Annotated in this window: 13 protein-coding genes; 6 read left to right on the forward strand and 7 right to left on the reverse strand. The window is 66.4% G+C overall.

The features are described 5' to 3' along the window. Nucleotides 1–4 precede the first annotated feature (4 nt). The 6 genes from AC1DT7_RS10735 to AC1DT7_RS10760 all read left to right on the forward strand — a co-directional run bounded on the left by AC1DT7_RS10735 (nt 5) and on the right by AC1DT7_RS10760 (nt 7,261). Nucleotides 5–2,080, forward strand: a complete 2,076-nt coding sequence (locus AC1DT7_RS10735; protein ID WP_478035934.1) for a response regulator — start codon at nt 5–7, stop codon at nt 2,078–2,080. Nucleotides 2,081–2,227: 147 nt separating this feature from the next. After that, entirely contained in the window at nt 2,228–4,312 is a 2,085-nt protein-coding gene (locus tag AC1DT7_RS10740) for a putative bifunctional diguanylate cyclase/phosphodiesterase (protein ID WP_478035935.1), read from the forward strand. Between the two features lie 104 nt (nt 4,313–4,416). After that, on the forward strand, nt 4,417–4,854 hold the full coding sequence (locus AC1DT7_RS10745) for a VOC family protein (RefSeq protein WP_478035936.1): 438 nt from the start codon (nt 4,417–4,419) through the stop codon (nt 4,852–4,854). 107 nt (nt 4,855–4,961) lie between these two features. Beyond that, a complete protein-coding gene (locus AC1DT7_RS10750; RefSeq protein WP_478035937.1) occupies nt 4,962–5,120 on the forward strand; it encodes a hypothetical protein in 159 nt (52 codons plus the stop codon). Between the two features lie 136 nt (nt 5,121–5,256). Continuing rightward, the gene (locus AC1DT7_RS10755; RefSeq protein ID WP_478035938.1) at nt 5,257–6,264 is read left to right on the forward strand and encodes a cupin domain-containing protein; all 1,008 of its coding nucleotides are present in this window, start codon (nt 5,257–5,259) and stop codon (nt 6,262–6,264) included. Between the two features lie 289 nt (nt 6,265–6,553). Beyond that, nucleotides 6,554–7,261, forward strand: a complete 708-nt coding sequence (locus AC1DT7_RS10760; protein WP_478035939.1) for a carbonic anhydrase — start codon at nt 6,554–6,556, stop codon at nt 7,259–7,261. A gap of 39 nt (nt 7,262–7,300) precedes the next feature. On the opposite strand, the gene AC1DT7_RS10765 is transcribed toward AC1DT7_RS10760, so the two are convergent. The 7 genes from AC1DT7_RS10765 to AC1DT7_RS10795 form a co-directional block, all read right to left on the reverse strand. Continuing rightward, complete coding sequence (locus AC1DT7_RS10765) at nt 7,301–8,230, reverse strand: RraA family protein (RefSeq protein ID WP_478035940.1); 930 nt, start codon at nt 8,228–8,230, stop codon at nt 7,301–7,303. 97 nt (nt 8,231–8,327) lie between these two features. Continuing rightward, nucleotides 8,328–11,315, reverse strand: coding sequence for a TonB-dependent receptor domain-containing protein (locus AC1DT7_RS10770; protein ID WP_478035941.1), 2,988 nt, complete (start codon nt 11,313–11,315; stop codon nt 8,328–8,330). A 490-nt stretch (nt 11,316–11,805) separates the two neighbouring features. Next, complete coding sequence (locus AC1DT7_RS10775) at nt 11,806–12,978, reverse strand: VWA domain-containing protein (protein WP_478035942.1); 1,173 nt, start codon at nt 12,976–12,978, stop codon at nt 11,806–11,808. Next, entirely contained in the window at nt 12,975–15,203 is a 2,229-nt protein-coding gene (locus AC1DT7_RS10780) for a DUF5682 family protein (protein ID WP_478035943.1), read from the reverse strand. Before AC1DT7_RS10780 ends, AC1DT7_RS10775 begins: the two co-directional genes overlap by 4 nt. A gap of 232 nt (nt 15,204–15,435) precedes the next feature. After that, on the reverse strand, nt 15,436–16,515 hold the full coding sequence (locus AC1DT7_RS10785; RefSeq protein WP_478035944.1) for an ATP-binding protein: 1,080 nt from the start codon (nt 16,513–16,515) through the stop codon (nt 15,436–15,438). Beyond that, the gene (locus AC1DT7_RS10790) at nt 16,515–17,924 is read right to left on the reverse strand and encodes a DUF5691 domain-containing protein (RefSeq protein WP_478035945.1); all 1,410 of its coding nucleotides are present in this window, start codon (nt 17,922–17,924) and stop codon (nt 16,515–16,517) included. The genes AC1DT7_RS10785 and AC1DT7_RS10790 overlap by 1 nt, the downstream gene beginning before the upstream one ends. Further along, on the reverse strand, nt 17,917–19,302 hold the full coding sequence (locus AC1DT7_RS10795) for an SWIM zinc finger family protein (RefSeq protein ID WP_478035946.1): 1,386 nt from the start codon (nt 19,300–19,302) through the stop codon (nt 17,917–17,919). Before AC1DT7_RS10795 ends, AC1DT7_RS10790 begins: the two co-directional genes overlap by 8 nt. Nucleotides 19,303–19,312 lie beyond the last annotated feature (10 nt).

A 19,312-nucleotide genomic window follows, 5' to 3' on the forward strand; every position in this document is an offset into this window, starting at 1 on the left:
GCCAATGGCGCGAAAGCCTTTCGCGGTGCAGCCCGTGACGGTCGCCGAGACAGCGCCACTGCTGAAGATCGTGCCCGAACCATCGGCGCGGGCGCGTATCCTGGTGGTCGACGACGACGAGCATAACCTGCTCGCTATCCGCACCGTGCTCGAGGATGTCGGCGATGTCGTCGTCGCCAAATCGGGGCCCGAGGCACTGCGCGAATTGCTGCGCGGGGATTTCGCGGTGATCCTGCTCGACGTCTATATGCCGGGCATGGACGGATATGAGGTCGCGCAGATGGTGCGCGGCCGCGAGCAGACCAAGCGAATCCCGATCATCTTCCTCTCCGCCGTCAACAAGGAGACCGAGCACCTGATCCGCGGCTATTCGATGGGCGCAGTGGATTATGTGTTCAAGCCGGTCGAGCCGATCGTGCTGCGGTCGAAGGTCGCGGTGTTCGTCGACCTGTTCCAGATGACGCTGGAGATACGGCGCAAGGCGCAGGCCGAGCAGGACCTGCTCGACGCGACCCTGAAGGCCAATGACGAGCGCCTGCGCGCCGAGCGGGCGCTTCGCCTGGCCGAGCAGCGCCAGGGCGCGATCATCCAGTCGCTGCCGATCCTGCTCTATCTGGAGACCGAGGGCGCCCACCCCCGGAGGCCGAAGCTGATCAGCGGCGATTTCACCGCGATGACCGGGTTCGACCTGGAAGAGATCAGCCGTGCCCCGACGCTGTGGCACGACCGCCTCCACCCGGAGGACCGGGAGCGCGTCGAGGCAACGCTGAAGGGTCGCGGACACGGCGCGCCGCTGGCGATGGAATATCGCTGGCAGCATGCCGATGGGCGTTATCGCCATGTGCTCGACCAGGCGGTGCTGTTGCGCGACCTGGACGGCAAGCCGATGGAATATGCCGGCACGTTGCTCGACGTGACCGAGCGCAAGGACCTGGAGACCCAACTGCTCCATGTGCGCAAGATGGACGCGATCGGCAAGCTGACTGGCGGCATCGCGCATGATTTCAACAATCTGCTCGCCGCGGTGATCGGTGGGCTCGGCATGATCGAGCGGCGCGTGCCGCTGGCCGAGGAGCATCGCAAGATCCTGGCGATGACCCAGCATGCGGCCGGTCAGGGCAGCGAGCTCGTCTCGCGCCTGCTCGCCTTTGCCCGCAAGCAGAAGCTCGAGCCGGCCGCGATCGACCTGATCGCCCTGTCGGAGTCGGTCAGCAATCTGCTGTCGCACACACTTGGCGGGCTGGTGGAGATCGCCTGGGAGATCGAGCCCGATGTGGCGCATCCCTATGCCGACGAGGCGCAGCTCGAACTCGCCATCATGAACCTGGCGATCAACGCGCGCGACGCGATGCCCGAGGGCGGCACGATCCGGATCTCGGCGCGCAACGCGGCGGTCGCGGCGCGCGACGATCTCGACCTGCCGCCGGGCGATTATGTGGTGCTGACGGTGGCCGATACCGGTTGCGGCATCGCGCCCGACCTGCTCGAACGCGTGATGGAGCCGTTCTTCACCACCAAGGACATCGGCAAGGGCACAGGGCTTGGCCTCTCCATGGTCCATGGCTTCGCCAACCAATCCGGCGGCACGGTGCGCATCGCCAGCCGCGAGGGTGACGGCACCAGCGTGGCGCTATGGCTGCCTCGCGCCGCCGCGTGCGCCGTCCGGGCCGCTCCGGGCCAGACCACCGAGACGCCGGGCGGGGAGAGCCGGCTCAACATCCTGCTGGTCGACGACCATGAAGGCGTGCGGGCGACGACCGCTGCATTGCTTGAGGATCTGGGGCACCTCCCCGTGGCGGCGGCGGATGGGCCGACGGTGCTCGACCTGCTCGACCGGGCGCCGGACACGGTCGATCTGATCGTCAGCGACTATGCCATGCCGCATGTCTCCGGCGCCGAAGTGGTGCGCCGCGCGCGCCAGATCCGCCCCGACCTGCCCGCGATCATCATCACCGGCTATGCCGACGCCAGCGCGCTCGACCTGACCGGCCAGCAGGTGATCGCCGTCAATAAGCCCTTCACGCCAGAGCAGATGAAGGACGCGATCCGCCGGGCGATGGAGACTGCCATAACGGCGTGATGGTGGTTTGTTATCGTACCTTAACGACATGAAATCGAAGATTTATAACCTGCCGTAAAGGCTTCACCTCATTTTAACGGGCTCGACCTCAGGGAAGAGGCCTCTTTCGGTGCCCGCGCGCGTCGGACCTATTGCGAAAGCACATGCATGATCGACGTCGCCCTGTGCATCGCGAGAGACCATAATCCGTGGCTCGTGCTGCTCGCCATCTTCGTCTGCTGCACGGGTGCCTTCGCCATTGTCCAGATGTTCGACCGTGCCCGGGCGACGGTCGGCGGACAGCATTTCGGCTGGCTGTTCCTGACCGCGGTCGGCGCCGGCGCGACGATCTGGTGCACGCATTTCGTCGCGATGCTGGCGTATGAACCGCGCGTGCCGGTCACCCTCGATCCGGTGTTGACGATCGTGTCGCTGATCGTCGCCATCGCCGGTACCGGCCTTGGTTTTGCGCTGGCAGCGTCGCGGCGGAACATGGTGCGTTCGATCCTTGGCGGCGGGCTGGTCGGCCTTGCCATCTCGACCATGCATTTCATCGGCATGGCCGCCTATCGCATCGACGGCGTGGTCGAATGGCGCTGGCCCTTCGTGGCGGCGTCGGTGCTGTGTTCGACGATCCTGAGCGCTGCGGCCCTGGCTGCACTCTGCTCGGCGACGCTCGGCCGCTATCGTATCGCGCGTATCGCGACCGGCACCGGCCTGTTCGTCAGCGCCATCGCGACGCTGCACTTCGTCGCGATGACGGCGATGCGCATCACACCGCTGCGGCTGAGCACGACACCGCTCGAGCCCGGACAGATGCAGGCACTCGGCCTTGCCACCGCCCTGGTCGGACTGGTGGTGATCGCGACCGGCGTGTTCGCCGCGCTGATCGACCGCTGGAGCCGCTCTGACGCGCTGGAGCGGCTCCATCACATGGCGATGAACGACACCCTGACCGGGCTGCCCAACCGGGCAAGCTTCCAGGAACGACTCACCCGCCAGCTGGAGATCGCGCAGGAGAGCGGCGCGCAGCTCGCCGTGGTCGCGATCGACCTCAATCGCTTCAAGGAAATCAACGACGTCCATGGCCATAAAGCCGGCGACGAGGTGCTGACCACGCTCGCGCAGCGGCTGCGCACCGCAATGAGCCGGGGCGAGATGATCGCGCGGCTGGGCGGCGATGAATTCGTCGCGATCCTCCGCTTCACCGACCGCACGCACCTGACCGGCTTCATCGCGCGGATGGCGGCGGCGATCGATGCGCCGGTCTCGCTCGGTGCGTTCGAAGCGCGGGTCGGGGCGAGCATCGGTGTCGCCATCTATCCCCAGGATGCCCCCAACGCGCACGTCCTGACGAACAATGCCGATCTGGCCATGTACCGCGCCAAGAGCGAGGGAGCGGTCGCGCCCTGTTATTACGACGCCGAGCTGGACGAGGCGATCCGCGACCGGCGCGAGCTGGCCAGCGACCTGCGCGCCGCGATCGAAAACAACCTGCTCCAGGTGCATTATCAGGTCCAGGCATCGGTCACGACACATGAAGTCACCGGCTATGAGGCGCTGGCGCGCTGGACCCATCCGGTACGCGGCCCGATCCCGCCGGACGTCTTCATCCCGATCGCCGAGGAAAATGGCCTGATCCTCGCGCTGGGCGAATGGGTTATGCGCCGCGCCTGCACCGATGCCGTGGCGTGGGAGCACCAATCCAAGGTCGCGGTGAACGTATCGGCGGTGCAGCTGGCCCATGCCGAGCTGCCGCGGCTGTTCCACCAGATCATGCTGGAGACCGGTTTGCCGCCGCGCCGGCTGGAGATCGAGCTGACCGAGACGGCGATCATGACCGACCGCGTCCATGCACTGCATGTGCTGCGCCAGATCAAGGCGCTCGGCGTCGGCGTCGCGCTCGACGATTTCGGCACCGGCTATTCCTCGCTGGAGACGCTGCGCGCCTTCCCGTTCGACAAGATCAAGCTCGACCGGATGTTCGTTTCCGAACTCGAAGACAGCCCCCAGGCGACCGCGATCGTCCGTGCCGTCCTCGCGCTGGGCAAGAGTCTCGCGATCCCGGTTCTGGCCGAAGGGATCGAGACCGAGCAGCAAATGATCGCGCTGCGACGCGAGGGGTGCGACGAGGCACAGGGTTTCCTGCTCGGCTATCCGCATCCGCTGCCGGTGACCGGCCGCTCGCCTTTCGCCGACTGTCCCCCGGTCGCGGCACCCCTGCCCGAGCATCCGGAAAGCGACGCCGCCTGACGTCGCGCGGCACCGCCCTGCTCACGCCCTGCCTCACCTACCTTGCTCGCCCGGCCGCCGAGCTTAAGAGTTCCCGTCCCGGACAACAGCGATGGATGGGACATATGGCGATCAAGCGGATGGACAATGTCGGAATCGTCGTCGAGGATCTCGACGCGACGATCGACTTCTTTCGCGAGCTCGGCCTGGAGCTCGAGGGCCGCGCCACGATCGAAGGAGAATGGGCCGGGCGCGTCACCGGCCTGGGCGATCAGCATGTCGAGATCGCCATGATGCGCACGCCGGACGGCCATAGCCGGCTCGAGCTGTCCCGCTTTCTCGCGCCCGCCATCGTCTCGGATCACCGCAACGCGCCGGTCAACGCCCTGGGCTATCTCCGCGTCATGTTCGCCGTCGACGATATCGACGACACGCTCGAAAGACTCGGCCACCACGGCGCGCAGCTCGTGGGCGAGCTGGTGCAATATGGAGACACCTATCGGCTCTGCTACATCCGCGGCCCCGAAGGTCTCCTCATCGGGCTCGCCCAGGAACTCGGCTGAGGGCGATATCACGGCGTTGAGCTGCCCGGCGATCGTCCGCCAAAGCGCCCGCTGGACGCACGCCGGCTTTTCGCTCAATCTCCTCACATCGTTGTCCGGAGAGCAAGATGAGCAACCCTGAATCGAGTGACTGGCAATTGCTGGGCGAAGCCCGTGCCGCGCTTCGCGAGAAGGATCTGGAACGGGCCAGGCCGCTCTTCGCCGAATTTTCCGAACGTCGTCTCGCGAGGCTGATGGCAAAGGAGGTTGCGAACGACATGGTGTGATCGGACGGTAGCTGAGTTGCGCCGCCCGGCGACCGCTGCCCCGCACGATCCACCAGGTCGCGGGCGCCTGCATCGATGGGCTCTTCGCCTCGGCCGGTCCGTACCGGGCTGCAAAAATAATGGGAGGAGAGTTTACGTGAAGGCCGGAATTCTTTTGTCCTGTCTGCTGGCGGCGCTGGTGCCGTCGATCGCGTCGGCACAGCCGGTCGGCATGGATCTGCCCGAAGATCCGTACACCGCCTCAAGCCCGCTTTCGAAGACCCATGTCCCGCTGGCCGAGCGGATTGCACATGGCGGCGACGGGAATCTGGCGAGCTACCCCGCCCATCCCGCGGTGCATAATGGCTCCGGGCCGATGAACTATATGGCGCTGTGGAACGACAACCCCGATGGCAAGACGCGCGGGGCTAAGTTCAACCTGGGCGTGAATCTCTATTTCCTGCACCGTGGCGTGCTGCCGCCGGGCGGCGGGATCGGCGAGCATTTCCACAATTATTGCGAGGAGATGTTCGTCATCCTGGACGGGGAAGCCGAATTCTCCGTCGACAGCCGGACCTCGACACTGCAGGGGCCGGCCGGTGCGGTGACCCGGCTGGGGCATAGCCATGCGATCACCAACCAGTCGAACCGCCCGGTTCAATGGATGAACATCAATGTCGGCCTGCTGCCGCATTTCTATGATGCGAACAATCGCGACGACGGGCGCGTCGGCGCGGCGAAGGACGTTGTTCCGCAATTCATCACGATGAACCTGTCCAGGTCGCTCGATAAACCCGTCACGAACTTCATGGGCGGCAAGGGCATTGTGATGTTCCATCGCGGGCTCGATCCGTCCTCCTTCTATTCCACCTGGTCCTATGTCGACCATCTCCTGCTGCCCGGCGGAACCAGTGTCGGTCCCGCCGTCCGCAAGGATATGGCCGAGGTCTATTATGTGATCGGCGGCGAAGGCACGGCGACGATCCAGGGCGAAACCGTCACGATCAGGACGGGGGACGCAATACCGGCCGCGCTCGGCGAAAGCCGCGCCTTTGCTCAGACCGGTACGGCGCCGCTCGAATTCATGATTATCGGCATCGCGCGCAGCCAGAATGCCAAGCGCGACTATATGGTGACGGCGGAGGGCAAGACTGGCGCGCCCTGACAGGACTGTCTGACGGCAACCGGGCGCGACGATGAGTACGGCATCGCAAAGTTATCCAAGAGATAAATCCACTTTCGGATGCATCTCGCATTAACATTTCCAATATTCTTAACAGCCTATTGGAAAATCTTCACAGATTAATTATTTATACACCGATTAGCCACCGGAATTCGCACATGTTGTCCATTGTCGCCGACTGACCAATACTTCTAAATCCTCTGAGCGCATGATCGGGGTGGCGCAGACTGATTTTCCGCCCCGGCGGGCTCCCTTTGGTCGGAGGCGTCATATGATCTCACGTCGTACACTGATTGCTGCGGCAGCGTCCGCCCCGCTGATACCGGCCTTCAGCGCGCGAGCGGCACGCGCACAGGAAATGATACCCCCGGAGAAGCGCAAGACGCCCGATGAAGCGCTCGAGCTCCTGCGCGAGGGCAATCGTGTCTATGTGACGGGCACCCCGGCCGAGCGCGACAAGAGCGAAGAGCGTCGCCGTGCGCTGCTGCCCTCGCAGAGTCCGGTCGCGGCGCTGGTCAGCTGTTCCGATTCCCGCGTGCCGCCGGAGCTTTTGTTCGGCCGCGGGCTCGGGGAAGTGTTCGTCATCCGCAACGCCGGCAACACGGTCGACACGGCGGCGATGGGATCGATCGAATATGCCGTCGCGGTGCTTAAGGTCCCGCTGGTCGTCGTCCTTGGGCACCAACGCTGCGGCGCGGTCGATGCCGCGCTGTCGGTGGTCCGGAAAGGAACCAACTATCCCGGATCGATCGGCCGGATGATCGAGCCGATCATTCCGGCCGTTCTGCAGGCCCAGCAGGCAGGCGGGCCGGACCTGCTAGAAGCATCCGTAAGACGCAATGTCTCCCGGATCGTGGACCGGCTTCGCCATGCATCGGAGCCGATGCTGATGACGCCGATCGCCGAAAAACGGCTGCGGATCGTCGGCAGCACCTACAGCCTGGAAAAGGGCGAGGTCGACTTTTTCGATCTCGCCTGAGGGAGAGGCCCGCCCGTCCCAGGCGGATCCCGATCTCGCCTATTGGCGCGGCTTCATCATCTCCTGGAGCTCGGCCCTGGTCATCTTCATCTGGTCGGGATGCTCGCCTGCCCATTTGAGGAAGGCGGCGTTGATGTCGGGCGTCCATTTCTGGTCGATCTGGCCCGGGGTGAAACGCTGCTCGCGCAGCATCTGATGGCCGAACGCATCGCGCATCGCGATATACTCGGCGCCTTTCACCACCTTCTCGGCCATGATCGCCGGGATGAACACCACGCCCTCACGCTTGGCCAGGATCAGGTCGCCCGGCAGCACCGTCGCCCGGCCAATGCGGATCGGGCCGTTGATGCGGAACATCTCCATTTCCTGGATGAAGGACGGGTCATAGCCGCGGGTGAAGGCATTGAAGCCGTCGATCGCCTCCAGCCCCGCCACGTCGCGCACACCGGCATCGAACACCACGCCGGTCTTCGACTTGGCGTAGATCGAGTTGCCGAGATTGTCGCCGATCAGCGTGCCGTCCACGATCTTGCCGTATCCGTCGCCGACATAGACATCGCCGACCTGGAGCATGTCGATCGGCCAGCTGTTATGCCCGCCGCTGCGCTTCTCCTTGGCGCCGAGTGCGCTGATCGCCTTGTTCATGTCGGGGCGCATCGGAAGATACTGGACGGTCAGCGCCCGGCCGACGAACGGCCGGTCGTTATGGACCATCTGGAAACCGCCCTCGAACTGGTTGTTGTACCCGGCCTGGCGCAGGATGCCCCAGGCCTCTTCCGTGTTCACGTCGAGCAGGCGCTTCAGGATCGCATCGGGCACCTTGGGCCGGCCATCGGGGAAGCGCTCCCCGGTCCAGTCGGCGGTGTAGAACAGGATATCTTCCCTGGTCGCCTGGATCTGCGCCTGGGCGGGCATGGCCATCGCAAGCGCCGAGGCGCTCAAGGCCGCGGCCAGTAATAGCTTCTTCACGGTCGTCACTCCTGTCGGGAATATCATCGGGGATGGGGTGAGACGACGATGCCGCCCCGGTCCGCAGACGGGGGCGACATCGCGTTTCAGCGGCGCCTTAGAATTTGGCGCGAAGGCCGATGCTGATCACACGGCCCAGCGGGCTGGCACCGTAGGAGTCATAGCCGGGCGATCCGTTGTAGAAGGGCGGGTCGCGATCGAAGAGATTCTCGACATCGACATAGACCTCGCTGTCGCCGAGCATGCCGCCCTTCGAGAATTTCCACGAGATATGCGTATCGATCGTCGTGTTCGGGCGAACCCGGTCACCACCGGCGCCGGTGGGTGCTCCATTGGCGATCTGCACCGGGTTGACCGTCGACCCCGACCAGTTGCGATAGCCGCCGACATAATTGGCGAAGATGCTGGCCGAGATGCTCTCATAATCCCACATCAGATAGGCGCGGCCCTGCGTGCGGATCGACGGGAAGGTCGTGTTGAAGCCCGTCGTGCCGAGCACGCTGAAGGTACGGCCACCCGAGAAATTCTGGTCGTACTTCAGGAACTGCGTGACGGAACCGCCCGGCGTGAAGGTGCCTAGGCCGGTCGGGATCCGCCAGCTCGCGGCCACATCCAGACCCTGGATCGTCAGGTTCAGCGTGTTCCGCTGACGGAAGTCGTAGATGTAGAAGATGCGGGTCGGCAGGCCGGTGGTGATCGGCACATTGCCGATGGCCGCCGCGACGATCGGATCGGTCGGCGACAGGCCCTGCGGATAGAATTTCAGCAGGTTGTTGATCGACGCCGAGTTGATGATCGCCGAGAGCGGCGGCGAGGTGATGCCGCCGCGCAGCTTGTTGTTGAACAGGGTCGTCGAGACGCGCAGCCCCTGCAGGAAGGTCTGCGGGGCGAAATCGAACCCGATCGACCAGGTCGTGCCTTTTTGCGGGTTGAGCCCCGGGTTGCCCGTCTGGATACGGATACCGGGGGTGGTGCCGCTGATCTGGCAGAACCCGTTCGAGCAAGGGATGCCGGGGATCAGCGCGACGTCCGGGAAGGACGATACCGGCACCTGCTGGGTATCGCTCAGCTGGACGACGGCCGATTCATTGTAGAGGCCATTGGCATTGGGATCGCCGAGCGACCGCAGCGACGGCGCCACGAACGACTTGGACCAGTTGCCGCGGATCTTGAACCCATCGAACACTTCCCAGTTGGCGGCGACCTTCGGATTGGTGGTGCTGCCGAAGTCATTATAGTGATCGTAGCGGATCGAGGCGCTGATATCGAACTTACGCACGAGCGGAATGCCCATGTCGGACCCGATCACCGGGACCAGCACTTCGCCATAAGCCGATTCCACCGATCGCTTGGTCGGGAAGAAGAAGCTCTGGTTGGCGAGGCTCGACGGGCCGGTGCCGTTGGGGCGATCGACCGCGGTGTCGAGCGTATAGCTGAGCAATTCGCCACCGACGGCGATGCGCAGCTTGCCGGCCGGCAGATCGAACAGGCCGCCATCGATGCCGAGGCGGCCCTGCTTGATGACATTCTTGCCGCGCTGGGCCGACCGGCTGTCGACCAGGCGGGCGAGCACGGCCGCCGAAGTGCGGTTGCCGGTCGGGCCGTTCCACACATCGAGCGCGTTCGTGCCGGTCAGGTTCTGCTGGACGACATCGGTACGGCCGGGATTGGACTGGTTGGCGACACCATTCGCGTTGGTGGTGCCGTTGAGCGCCAGCAGGGCGCACGCCGTGCAGAGCGTGCCCTGGGTGAGCGCGAGCGTCTCATCCTGGCCGATCATGCCGAGCGCGGTGATGCGGAAATTGTCGCCCAGGCGATATTCGGCATTCAGCGTGGCGAACCAGGTCTGCGCCGAATTCTCGCTGGTCGCGCCCGGGCCGAGCAGCTGGTCCGCATTCCAGCGGATCGTCTGGGTCGTGCCCGCCTGCCCCGGCGGGTTGATGTAGAAGGGGTTCGCCTGGGCAATAGCATTGGTCGGATCGCCGGCGCTGTTGGCGGCGTCCGCCTGGAAGACGCGGGCGGTGATGCCGCCGCGGCCGACGCGCGACAGGTTCACACGCTTCGAATAATTGAAATCGCCGGTGAAAGTCAGGCTGTCGCCGACATCCTGGGTGATCTTCACATAGCCGGTATGGCGGGTCTCCTTGCCGAAGCGATCCCCATAGATCGAGGCATCGCAGGGAGCATTCGCGCCCGAATTGGCCACGGTCGAAGTCGCGGTTGGCGAGAGATAGACCGGCGCAGAACCGGCGGTGCCCATCTGGATCGTCGCGGGCGAGCAGTTGAAGCTCTGGAAGTTGGTGCCGCCCTCATCCAGGTGATTGGGTTGCAGGAAGGGCCGTGCCGCATAGTCGTTCACCAGCGGCCCGGACTGCGAGAAGCCGTAAGCGACCATCACCGACCCGGTATCCCACCGGTTCCCGTACAGCAGGCCGGCACTGTAGGTGCGGTAGCCGCCATCGGCGAAACCGACCTGGCCATTGGCCTGAAAGCCCTTGTAGTTCTTGCGCGTGATGAAGTTGACCACGCCGGCGACCGCGTCCGACCCATAGGTGGAGGACGCACCCTCGGCGAGGACCTCGACCCGCTCGATCGCGATGGTCGGCAGCATCGAGGGATCGGCCAGCGCATGGTTGGTGCCGCCGAGCGGCAGGCGGTGGCCGTCGATCAGGGTCAGCGTCGAGTTGGACGCGGACGAGCCAAGGCTGTGGATGGTGGGCGCATAATAGCTATTGCCGGGCGTCTGGCCGACGCCGGCGCCGCCCAGGCCGGTGATCGACGGCACCGTCCGCAGGATCTGCTGGACGTTGACCGACCCGGTCTGCTCGATCGATTCACGGCCGACCGAGACGAGGTTCGCGCCCACGGGCGCGACGCCGCGGATGCTGGTGCCGGTGACGACGATGTCGGCGGTGGGCTCCGCATCGTCCTGCGGCAGGTCCTGAGGGTTGGAAATTTGTGCCGGAGCGGCGGACTGCGGTGCTTGCGGCGCCGACTGGCCCCATGCAGGCACTGCGAGCATCGTCCCCAATGGAAGGACGACGCCCAACGGGCTGCGAAGCAGCCTTTGGGTAACTTGGATCATTTCAGACTCCCCTGATGCTCATCATAGCGCCGTGCGCAGCCCTGAACGGGCCGACCTCGACGCACTCCCTGACCCTCGCCTTCTGCGGGCAATGGGCCTCAATTCTGGTTCTGAATTCGGGCGTTTCCGGTCCGCCCCGATGGCACCTCCCTTCCCTGTTCCCCGTTTCAGTTCCCGAAGGACCGAATCGGACACCGGCAGTCCATAGAATAACAAATAGAATATAGGATAGGAAAAACTTGCATACACGAGAAGAAATTCACAACAAAATTCTGTTGCTGCGGTCACGTGCGCAGCAATGTTACCGGAAACATCAGACGTCGCCGGATGATAACGGGGACACGGAAGACGATTTTCCGCCGATTTACGGGATACGGCTATCCTGGCCGCACTACGCATGCCTCATGGCAATGATTGCGATAACGCGGTGTCCGCCCGAACTGCCGGTAAACCGGCGCACGCCAGACGGCCTGCGCTTCCTTCAGGCGGATCAGCCGTCCGGTCGGATCAGCTTTATGTCGCGATCCGCCGCCCAGGCATGAACATCCTCGCGCCGCAGCGCCGTCGCCATCATGTCGGGGAACTGGTCCGGCGTGCAGGCGAACACCGGCACGCCGAGCGCCGCGACGCGCGCCGAAAGCTGCGGATCATAGGAGGGCCGCCCACTGTCGGTCAGCGCGAGCAGGACGATGACGTTCACGCCCATCACCGTCAGTCGCGCCAGCCGGTCGACCAGCGAATTGGCGTTGCCGCCTTCATACATGTCGGAGATCAGGATGAGATGCGCCTTTGACGGCCGCTCGATCCGCCCCTCGCAATAAGCGATCGCCCGGTCGATATCGGTGCCGCCGCCGAGCTGGATGCCGAACAGCACCTCGACCGGATCGGCGAGGTCATCGGTCAGGTCGACCACCGCAGTGTCGAAGCACACCAATTTAGTCGCGACCACCGGCAGCGACGCCATCACCGCCGCGAAGATCGAGGCATAGACCACCGAGCTTGCCATCGAACCCGACTGATCGACGCACAGCACGACCTCGTCGAGATCGACGATGCGGCGCTGGTGGCGGCGGAAGCCGATCAGCCGTTCGGGCACCACGGTGCGATGTTCGGCCTGGTAGTGGCGCAGATTGGCCTGGATGGTGCGTGGCCAGTCAATGTCGGAGAAGCGCGGTCGGCTGGTCCGTTTCGACCGGTCGAGCGCACCGCGGATCGCGTCGGCGGTGCGGCGTTCGAGCCGCTCCATCAGTTCGGCCACCACCTTGCCGATCACCGCCCGCGCCGTCTCGCGCGTCTTTTCCGGCATCACGCCGCGCAGCGAGACGAGGTCCGCGACGAGGTTCACATCCGCCTCGACCGTTGCGAGGAACTCCGGTTCGAGCAGCATCTGGCGCAAGCCCTTGCGCTCGAACGCGTCCTTCTGGACGACCTGCACGATCGGGGCGGGGAAGAATTCCCGGATATCGCCAAGCCATTTCGCCACGCGCGGCGCTGACCCGCCCAGCCCGCCGCGCCCCTTCTTCTCGTCCTCGCCGTCACCATAAAGCGCAGTGAGCGCCGCCGACATGCGGCGGTCGCTGTCGGACAGTTGCTCGCCGCCCTCCTCTTCCTCTACGCCGAGCGCGAGGGTCCAGCGGCGGTTGCGGTCGTCGGCCTCGGTCACCGCGTTCCTCCGTTCAGCAGGTCGAGGATATGCGCCTCATGCGCCGGCCAGATTTCCGCTGCGCCCGGCATCAGGCGATAGCCGTCGGCGCCGCCACCGCCGCGCCGCGCGAACAGGACATCCATCAGCCGCCGCCGTTCATTCTTGTCGAGGATCGAGAAGACGCGGCGGAACAACGGCAGATTGGCGGTGAAATCCTCGTCGGCCAGGGTCATCAGCCAGGCATCGACCGCCTCGCGCAGCGGCGCATCATGGATCAGCCGTTGTCCCGCACCGGCGAAGAAGCCTTCGAAGAAGCCCGCCGCCTGGACCACCGGTGTGCCGGGCGACAGCATTCGGGAGAGCAGGCCGGCGGCATCTTCCGCCGTCAGCCGCTCCGCCTCGTACAGCAGCCGCGCCGCCACACCCGCGATCAGCCGGGTCGCCTGATCGTCGTCCAGCAGCTTTTCGAGTGCGTGGTGCCATTGATCGTCCACATCGGCGTCGAGCTCGGCGAGCTGGATCGCCGTGTCTGCAGCGAGCAGCCTGTTCCGCAGCGCCGTGGCGGCATCATTGTCGAGATTGCGCGCCGCATAAGGCAGGGCAAGCGCCGCCTCGACCACGATGCGCGGCATCAGCGCAGTAAGATGCTCGGCCGCCCCGGCCCGCGCCTCGCCATAGCGCAGCATGTCGGCCATCGGCGGCAGCGCGGCGAGCAGCGCCTGGCAATCGCTGGTCAGCGCCGCCTTCTTTTCCAGCGCCGCGATACCGAACGCGATCGCTTTCGCCAGATCGGCGACCATGGCGTCACGCGCGAGCTTGGCCAGCGCGCCGAGATCGGGCTCGGCCTGCATCGCCTCGATCACACGCCCGGCGGCGGCCTCGGCGATGGTCGAACCATATACGAGATGCTCGACCAGCCGGACGGCGAATTCGGGCTCCCAGCACAGCCGCCAGTTCTCCCGAAAGGTGCCCCGGCTGCGGCCTGCATCGGCAAGCTTGCCCCAAGGCACGTCGAGCGCGTTCAGCCGGTGAAGCAGGGTCGAGCGCATCAGCCCCGACTCGCTGCGCAGGTCGAGGGTCAGGTCGCGTTCCAGTGCCTCAGGCTTCAGTCGCGTCGCCTTTTGCTGGCGCTGCAGGTCCTCGAGCAGCGGCGCGAGCGGGGTCGCGGCCGGGATCGACCCGACGCCGGACCCGATCAGCAATTCGGCCGCGACGTCGTCCCACACCGCGCGTTCGCCGAAGCAAAGACAGGCGATCACCGCCTCGCGCAGTTCCTCGAAGCCCGGCGCCGGCCGGCCGCGCAGTGCCGCGAGCGCGGTGCCGAGGCGCTGCGCCTCGATGACCGAGGCGGTCGAGACGAAATGCCCGCGGTCGCGCATGACGCGCGCGACCTTGGCCAGCCAGATGCTGTCACGATCCTGCTCGCCGCGCGTATCCCATAAATGCCCGAACCAGCCCGGCGCGACGACCCCCGCGCCATAGCCGCTTGCCCGGGCGAGGCGTGGTGCGGTCCAGGGTGCCCAGGTGGCCTTGATCTTTGCTTTGGGCCGCCCTTTCAATAGGTCGCGATCGGCGGAGAGGCTGTGCTTCGCCGCCAGCGCGGGGACGTGCCAGGCACCGCACACCACCGCGACCGGGCCCTCCACCTCCTTCGCCGCGCGCGCGATCTCGATCCGCATATGCGCTTCCCGCGCTGCCTCGCGAGCGGAGAGGTGTCCGGTCTCGGCACGGAGCGCGGTCATCGCATCGGCTACGGCGGCAAAGACCGGGCCCGAGGCGGGATTCTGCTCGATCACGTCGGACCACCAGGATTCGCCATCGTCATACCCTGCCGCGCTGGCCAGGACGCCGATCGGGTCCCGGCTGATCGGGTCTTCCGCTTCGGGCGTTGCGGCCTCGTCCTCGACGATGCCGCCCGGGCCGGCGAGCCGGTCCGAGGCAGGGAGGTCGATGAAACGGAGCGTGGCGCCGTGGCGTACCGCCCAGACCGCTGCCTGATATTCGGGAGAGTATTCGGCGAAGGGGAAGAAGCTCGCGTCGGAAGGATCGTCCTCGGCATAGGTCAGGAGCGCGACCGGGAGGGTCATGTCCGGATCGGCGAGCATCGGCAGCAGGTCCGACGCATCGGCCGGTCCCTCGATCAGCACCGCCACGGGCGCGAGCGCGTCGAGCGCCTCGACCAGGCGGCGTGCCGAACCTGGGCCGTGGTGGCGGATGCCGAAAAGGGAGACCTCGCCTGCCACGATCAGCGCGCCATGCTCCCTCTCCCCTTGTGGGAGAGGGAATGGGCGCGAGCCGAAGGCCTGGGAAGGGAGAGTGGGACGCGAGTCATCACAGAGGCTCGCGTGCAAATACCCCCAGTGTCATCAGCCTCCCGCCCGCACGACTCCCCCTCATCCGGCGCTACGCGCCACCTTCCCCCACAAGGGGAGAAGGAAAGGAGGCGCGCGCCATCAATCCTCTCCGAAGGCCCCATCAGATCAGATCCGTCAGCGACGCGTAATACCCCTCGAACCCGCGCCGCTTCTTCAGCACCGTCTCCAGATATTCCCCCAGCACCGCGCGGTCCTGCACCGGATCCTTCACCACCGCGCCGATCATGTTGCTCGCCAGCGTCTCGGGGGTCAGGACACCGTTGTTGAAGAAGGTCGCCTGGCTGATTCCCCCGACCATCACCGCGATCGCCTCGGCGGTGGAAAGCCCGCCCGAGGGCGTCTTCAGCGCGACCTTGCCGTCCTCGGTCGATCCCGAACGCAGCTCGCGGAAGATCGCGACGACCCGCGCCACTTCCTCGGCGACATTTTTCGGCGCCGGCAGGTCGAGGCTGTGCGCCATCTCGCCGACGCGCTTGACGATGATCGCGATCTCCTCCGCCGCGGTGTCGGGCAGCGGCAGGACCACGACGTTGAAGCGCCGCTTGAGCGCCGAGGACAGCTCGTTCACGCCCTTGTCGCGATTGTTGGCGGTGGCGATGATATTGAAGCCGCGGGCGGCGTAGACGGCGCTGTTGAGCTCCGGGATCGGCATCATCTTTTCGGACAGGACGGTGATCAGCGTGTCCTGCACGTCGCTGCCCATGCGCGTCAGTTCCTCGAAGCGGCAGAGCTTGCCGCCCTCCATCGCGCGCATCAGCGGCGTCGGCACCAGCGCTTCGCGGCTCGGGCCGTGCGCGAGCAGCTGCGCATAGTTCCAGCCATAGCGAATCTGGTTCTCATCGGTGCCCGCGGTGCACTGGATCACCATGGTCGAATCCCCGGTGATGGCGGCGGCGAGATGCTCCGACACCCAGGATTTCGCCGTGCCCGGCACGCCGAGCAGCAGCAGCGCCCGGTCGGTCGCCAGCGTCGAGACGCAGGTCTCGATCAGCCTTTTGTCGCCGACATATTTGGGCGAGACGATCGTGCCGTCGGCTGCCTTGCCGCCCATCAGATACGTGACGACCAGCCGGGGCGACATCGCCCAGCCGGCGGGGCGATGCCCGCTGTCGCCCGCGATCAGCGCCTTCAACTCGCCGGCATGGCTTTCCTCGGCGGGCATGCGCAGTTTTTCGGTCATCAAACTCCCCTGTTTTCGAGCGCGGCATTCAGCCGCAGCATGTCGAGTCTCGGATCGGCGGCGAGCAGACCGGCGCGGGCCAGCCAGTCGAGCGCGCTCTGCGCTGCGGCGCGTGAAGAGAGCAGGCCGAGCGCGTGAAGCTCGGCGGTCAGGTCGGCGCGTTTCGCGGCGTCCTCGACCTTGAGCGCACCGAGCAGCGCGGTGCCAGCATTGGTGTCGATCGCACCATCGATCGGGCTCTCCCCGCCGGTCATCGCCAGCGCCATCTGGAACGTGCCGCCGTTCGCCCGCATCACCTTTTGCGCGAAGCCGCGCCGTTGCACCGCATCGAGCCGTGGCGTCAGGGTGAGCATCGCCGGTACATCGACCGTGCCGAGCCCGACCAGCAGGTCGTACAGCGCCGCGACCAGCGCGTCCGAACCGGATCGTTCGGCCATGCCGAGCAGCCCGTGATCGATCTGGCGATCCTCGTTCCATGGCCACATCGCGATCAGCTCTTCCGGCGTGTGGCCGAGTGCCTTGGCGAAACCGGCGAGATCGACCGCGTCGAACAATATCTGCCGCCGGTTGCGCTGTGCGACGGTCTTGGTCGGCCGCGCCACCACGATGCGGGTACGGCGAAGCAGTCCCCTGGTCTGCACCTCGAAAAAGCCCGCCAGCTCGGCCGCTTCCTCTCCGACCGCCGATCCGTATCCGAGCCGCGCGAGCAGCGCCGCGGCCAATGCCTTAACCTTGGGCGCGCGGTCGGTGGCGAGGCTTTCGAGGAACGGCCGGTCGGCCTCCGACAGCCGCGCCCCGAGCAGCCCGACCAGCCGCAACCTTATTTCGGCGCTTTCACCGCCAAGCTTTGCCGATAGCAACGCCGTCGCGGCGGCGGGGTCGCGCTGGCGCAGCGCGATCAGCGCCGTGCCGCGTGCGGCGGGCCAATAGTCGTCCCAATTTTCGGTGGTCAGCCCGGCACCGGCAGCGGGGCGCGCGACCGTCGATCCCTCGGCCCAATCGCGCCACGGCGCGTAGACATCGGGGATATCGTCCTCGTCCGGTGACGGCATCCAGTCGCCCGGATGCAGCGTCCAGCCGCGCGCGGCGAGGAACCGCAACAGGTCGCGCCGTGCCCCCGCATCGCGGCCGTTGCGCAGGATGCGGCGCGCAAGCGGGCGCTGCGCCTCCGGCAGGACGGGCATCGCCAGCGCCGGCAGGTCTGGTCGCGCGTGCAGGCCGTCCGGCGGCGCGGGTGTCACGAGCACGCCAAGGAACTGCCCGGACAGCGCGAGCAGCCGCAGCTCGGCCTCACCCGCATCGTTGCCGAGATACGCCGCCCAGCCCGGCGGTGCGACCGGGGCGGCGTTGCCGCCCATCGTCCAGCGCGTCAGCACAGCGCCGAGTGCGTCATAGATCGCCTCAGCCATGAGCGCCGATCCGCCCCCAGGCCGACTGTGCCGCGAGGATCTCGAGCCGGCCGCCCGACCAGATCGCCGCCGCACGGGTCAGGTCGGTACCGTGGACCAGGCCTTCGGCCGAACCCGATACCGGCAGCACCATGTCGCCCTCTGCCGCGCGCCACCACGCCCGGCCCGTATCGTCGATTGCGACGCGGCCGCCGGGCAGCAGCACCGGCAGGTCGATCGTCCAGGGCTCTGCCAGCAACGGCGCGCTCAGGGTTTCGGCCAAGGCAGCTGCCGGTGCGGGCCAGTCAGGCGTCGGCGCCTCGACCGCCGAGCGGCTGAGCAGCAAGGCGCGTAGCGGTGTCCGTCCGGGATAGAAGACCAGCTCGCCCCCGAACTGTTCGCCCGGCGTGAACACCGACCCGCGCTTGCCGGCGCTGGCCGGGAAGAAATCGAGCAGCATCGCGAAACGCGGGCCCTCGCCCAGGTTGAGCAACCAGGTCGTCTGCGAAACGAGCCCGTCGCGCCGGGCCTGGACCTGCTCGGCCAGCACTTCCCAGATGGCGGTCACGCGCAACGCTTGCGCATCGCCGAGCACCGCCTCGCGGCTCTCGGCCGATGCGACCGCGCGGCGGATATCGGCATCGCGCGGCGCGGCGCGGAACGCCCGCGCCAGCAGAACCAGTTTGCCCAGCTCGACCACCGCACCCCGAGCCCTATCGCCCGAGGGCAGGGCCAGCAGCCGCGCCGGCAGCTCGTCGACCCGGCCCGCCAGCATCGCCGCTTTGCCGTCGATCAGCCGCGCCCCGATTCGCCGGCATCGCGCCGTCGCATCGTCGACGAACGCGCCGAGACCGAGCCGCAACTGATCCCCGATCCATTGTTCGAGCGCGTCGAGCGCGTCCAGGATGGCACGCTCGGTATCCTCGGCGCGCTTTACACTGGCTGCCTCCCGCCGGGCGACCGCCCTGGGATCCTCGGGCGCCTCGGGTTCGGCGACCAGCGCCGCGCGCACATCCTTGGCGGCACCCGGCGCGCCGGCAGCCGCAGGCTTGGGCGCCGCCCCGCCCGTCCGCCGCCGGCCGAGCCAGTCGCTCACCCATTCGGGCGTGCCGGCTACGCCGAACGGCACTACCGATTCAGCCTTCAACCACAACAAGGCGAGCACATGCTTGCAGGGGAATTTTCGCGACGGGCAGGTGCATTTGTTGCCGAGGTCGCGCAGGTCAGCCATCACGCGGTAGGGGTTCGCGCCCGAGCCGGCGCATTCGCCCCAGATCAGCGCCCCGTCGTCGCTGGCGCCGACACCAGACCATTTGCCCGGTTTGGCGAGGCCGGCCGCCGCCTTCAGCGAGGGTTGATCGGTGGCGAGCCGCTCGATTGCCTGCAGATCGATCGCCACTGTCCGTCGT

The organism is Sphingomonas sp. P3_C6, from assembly GCF_056402595.1.

Bases quoted from the DNA above. Each gene is read 5' to 3' on its own strand.
- AC1DT7_RS10790 (WP_478035945.1), bottom strand. From the start codon at position 17,924: ATGGCTGAGGCGATCTATGACGCACTCGGCGCTGTGCTGACGCGCTGG.
- AC1DT7_RS10760 (WP_478035939.1), top strand. From the start codon at position 6,554: ATGATCTCACGTCGTACACTGATTGCTGCGGCAGCGTCCGCCCCGCTG.
- AC1DT7_RS10750 (WP_478035937.1), top strand. From the start codon at position 4,962: ATGAGCAACCCTGAATCGAGTGACTGGCAATTGCTGGGCGAAGCCCGT.
- AC1DT7_RS10785 (WP_478035944.1), bottom strand. From the start codon at position 16,515: ATGACCGAAAAACTGCGCATGCCCGCCGAGGAAAGCCATGCCGGCGAG.
- AC1DT7_RS10770 (WP_478035941.1), bottom strand. From the start codon at position 11,315: ATGATCCAAGTTACCCAAAGGCTGCTTCGCAGCCCGTTGGGCGTCGTC.
- AC1DT7_RS10740 (WP_478035935.1), top strand. From the start codon at position 2,228: ATGATCGACGTCGCCCTGTGCATCGCGAGAGACCATAATCCGTGGCTC.
- AC1DT7_RS10735 (WP_478035934.1), top strand. From the start codon at position 5: ATGGCGCGAAAGCCTTTCGCGGTGCAGCCCGTGACGGTCGCCGAGACA.
- AC1DT7_RS10745 (WP_478035936.1), top strand. From the start codon at position 4,417: ATGGCGATCAAGCGGATGGACAATGTCGGAATCGTCGTCGAGGATCTC.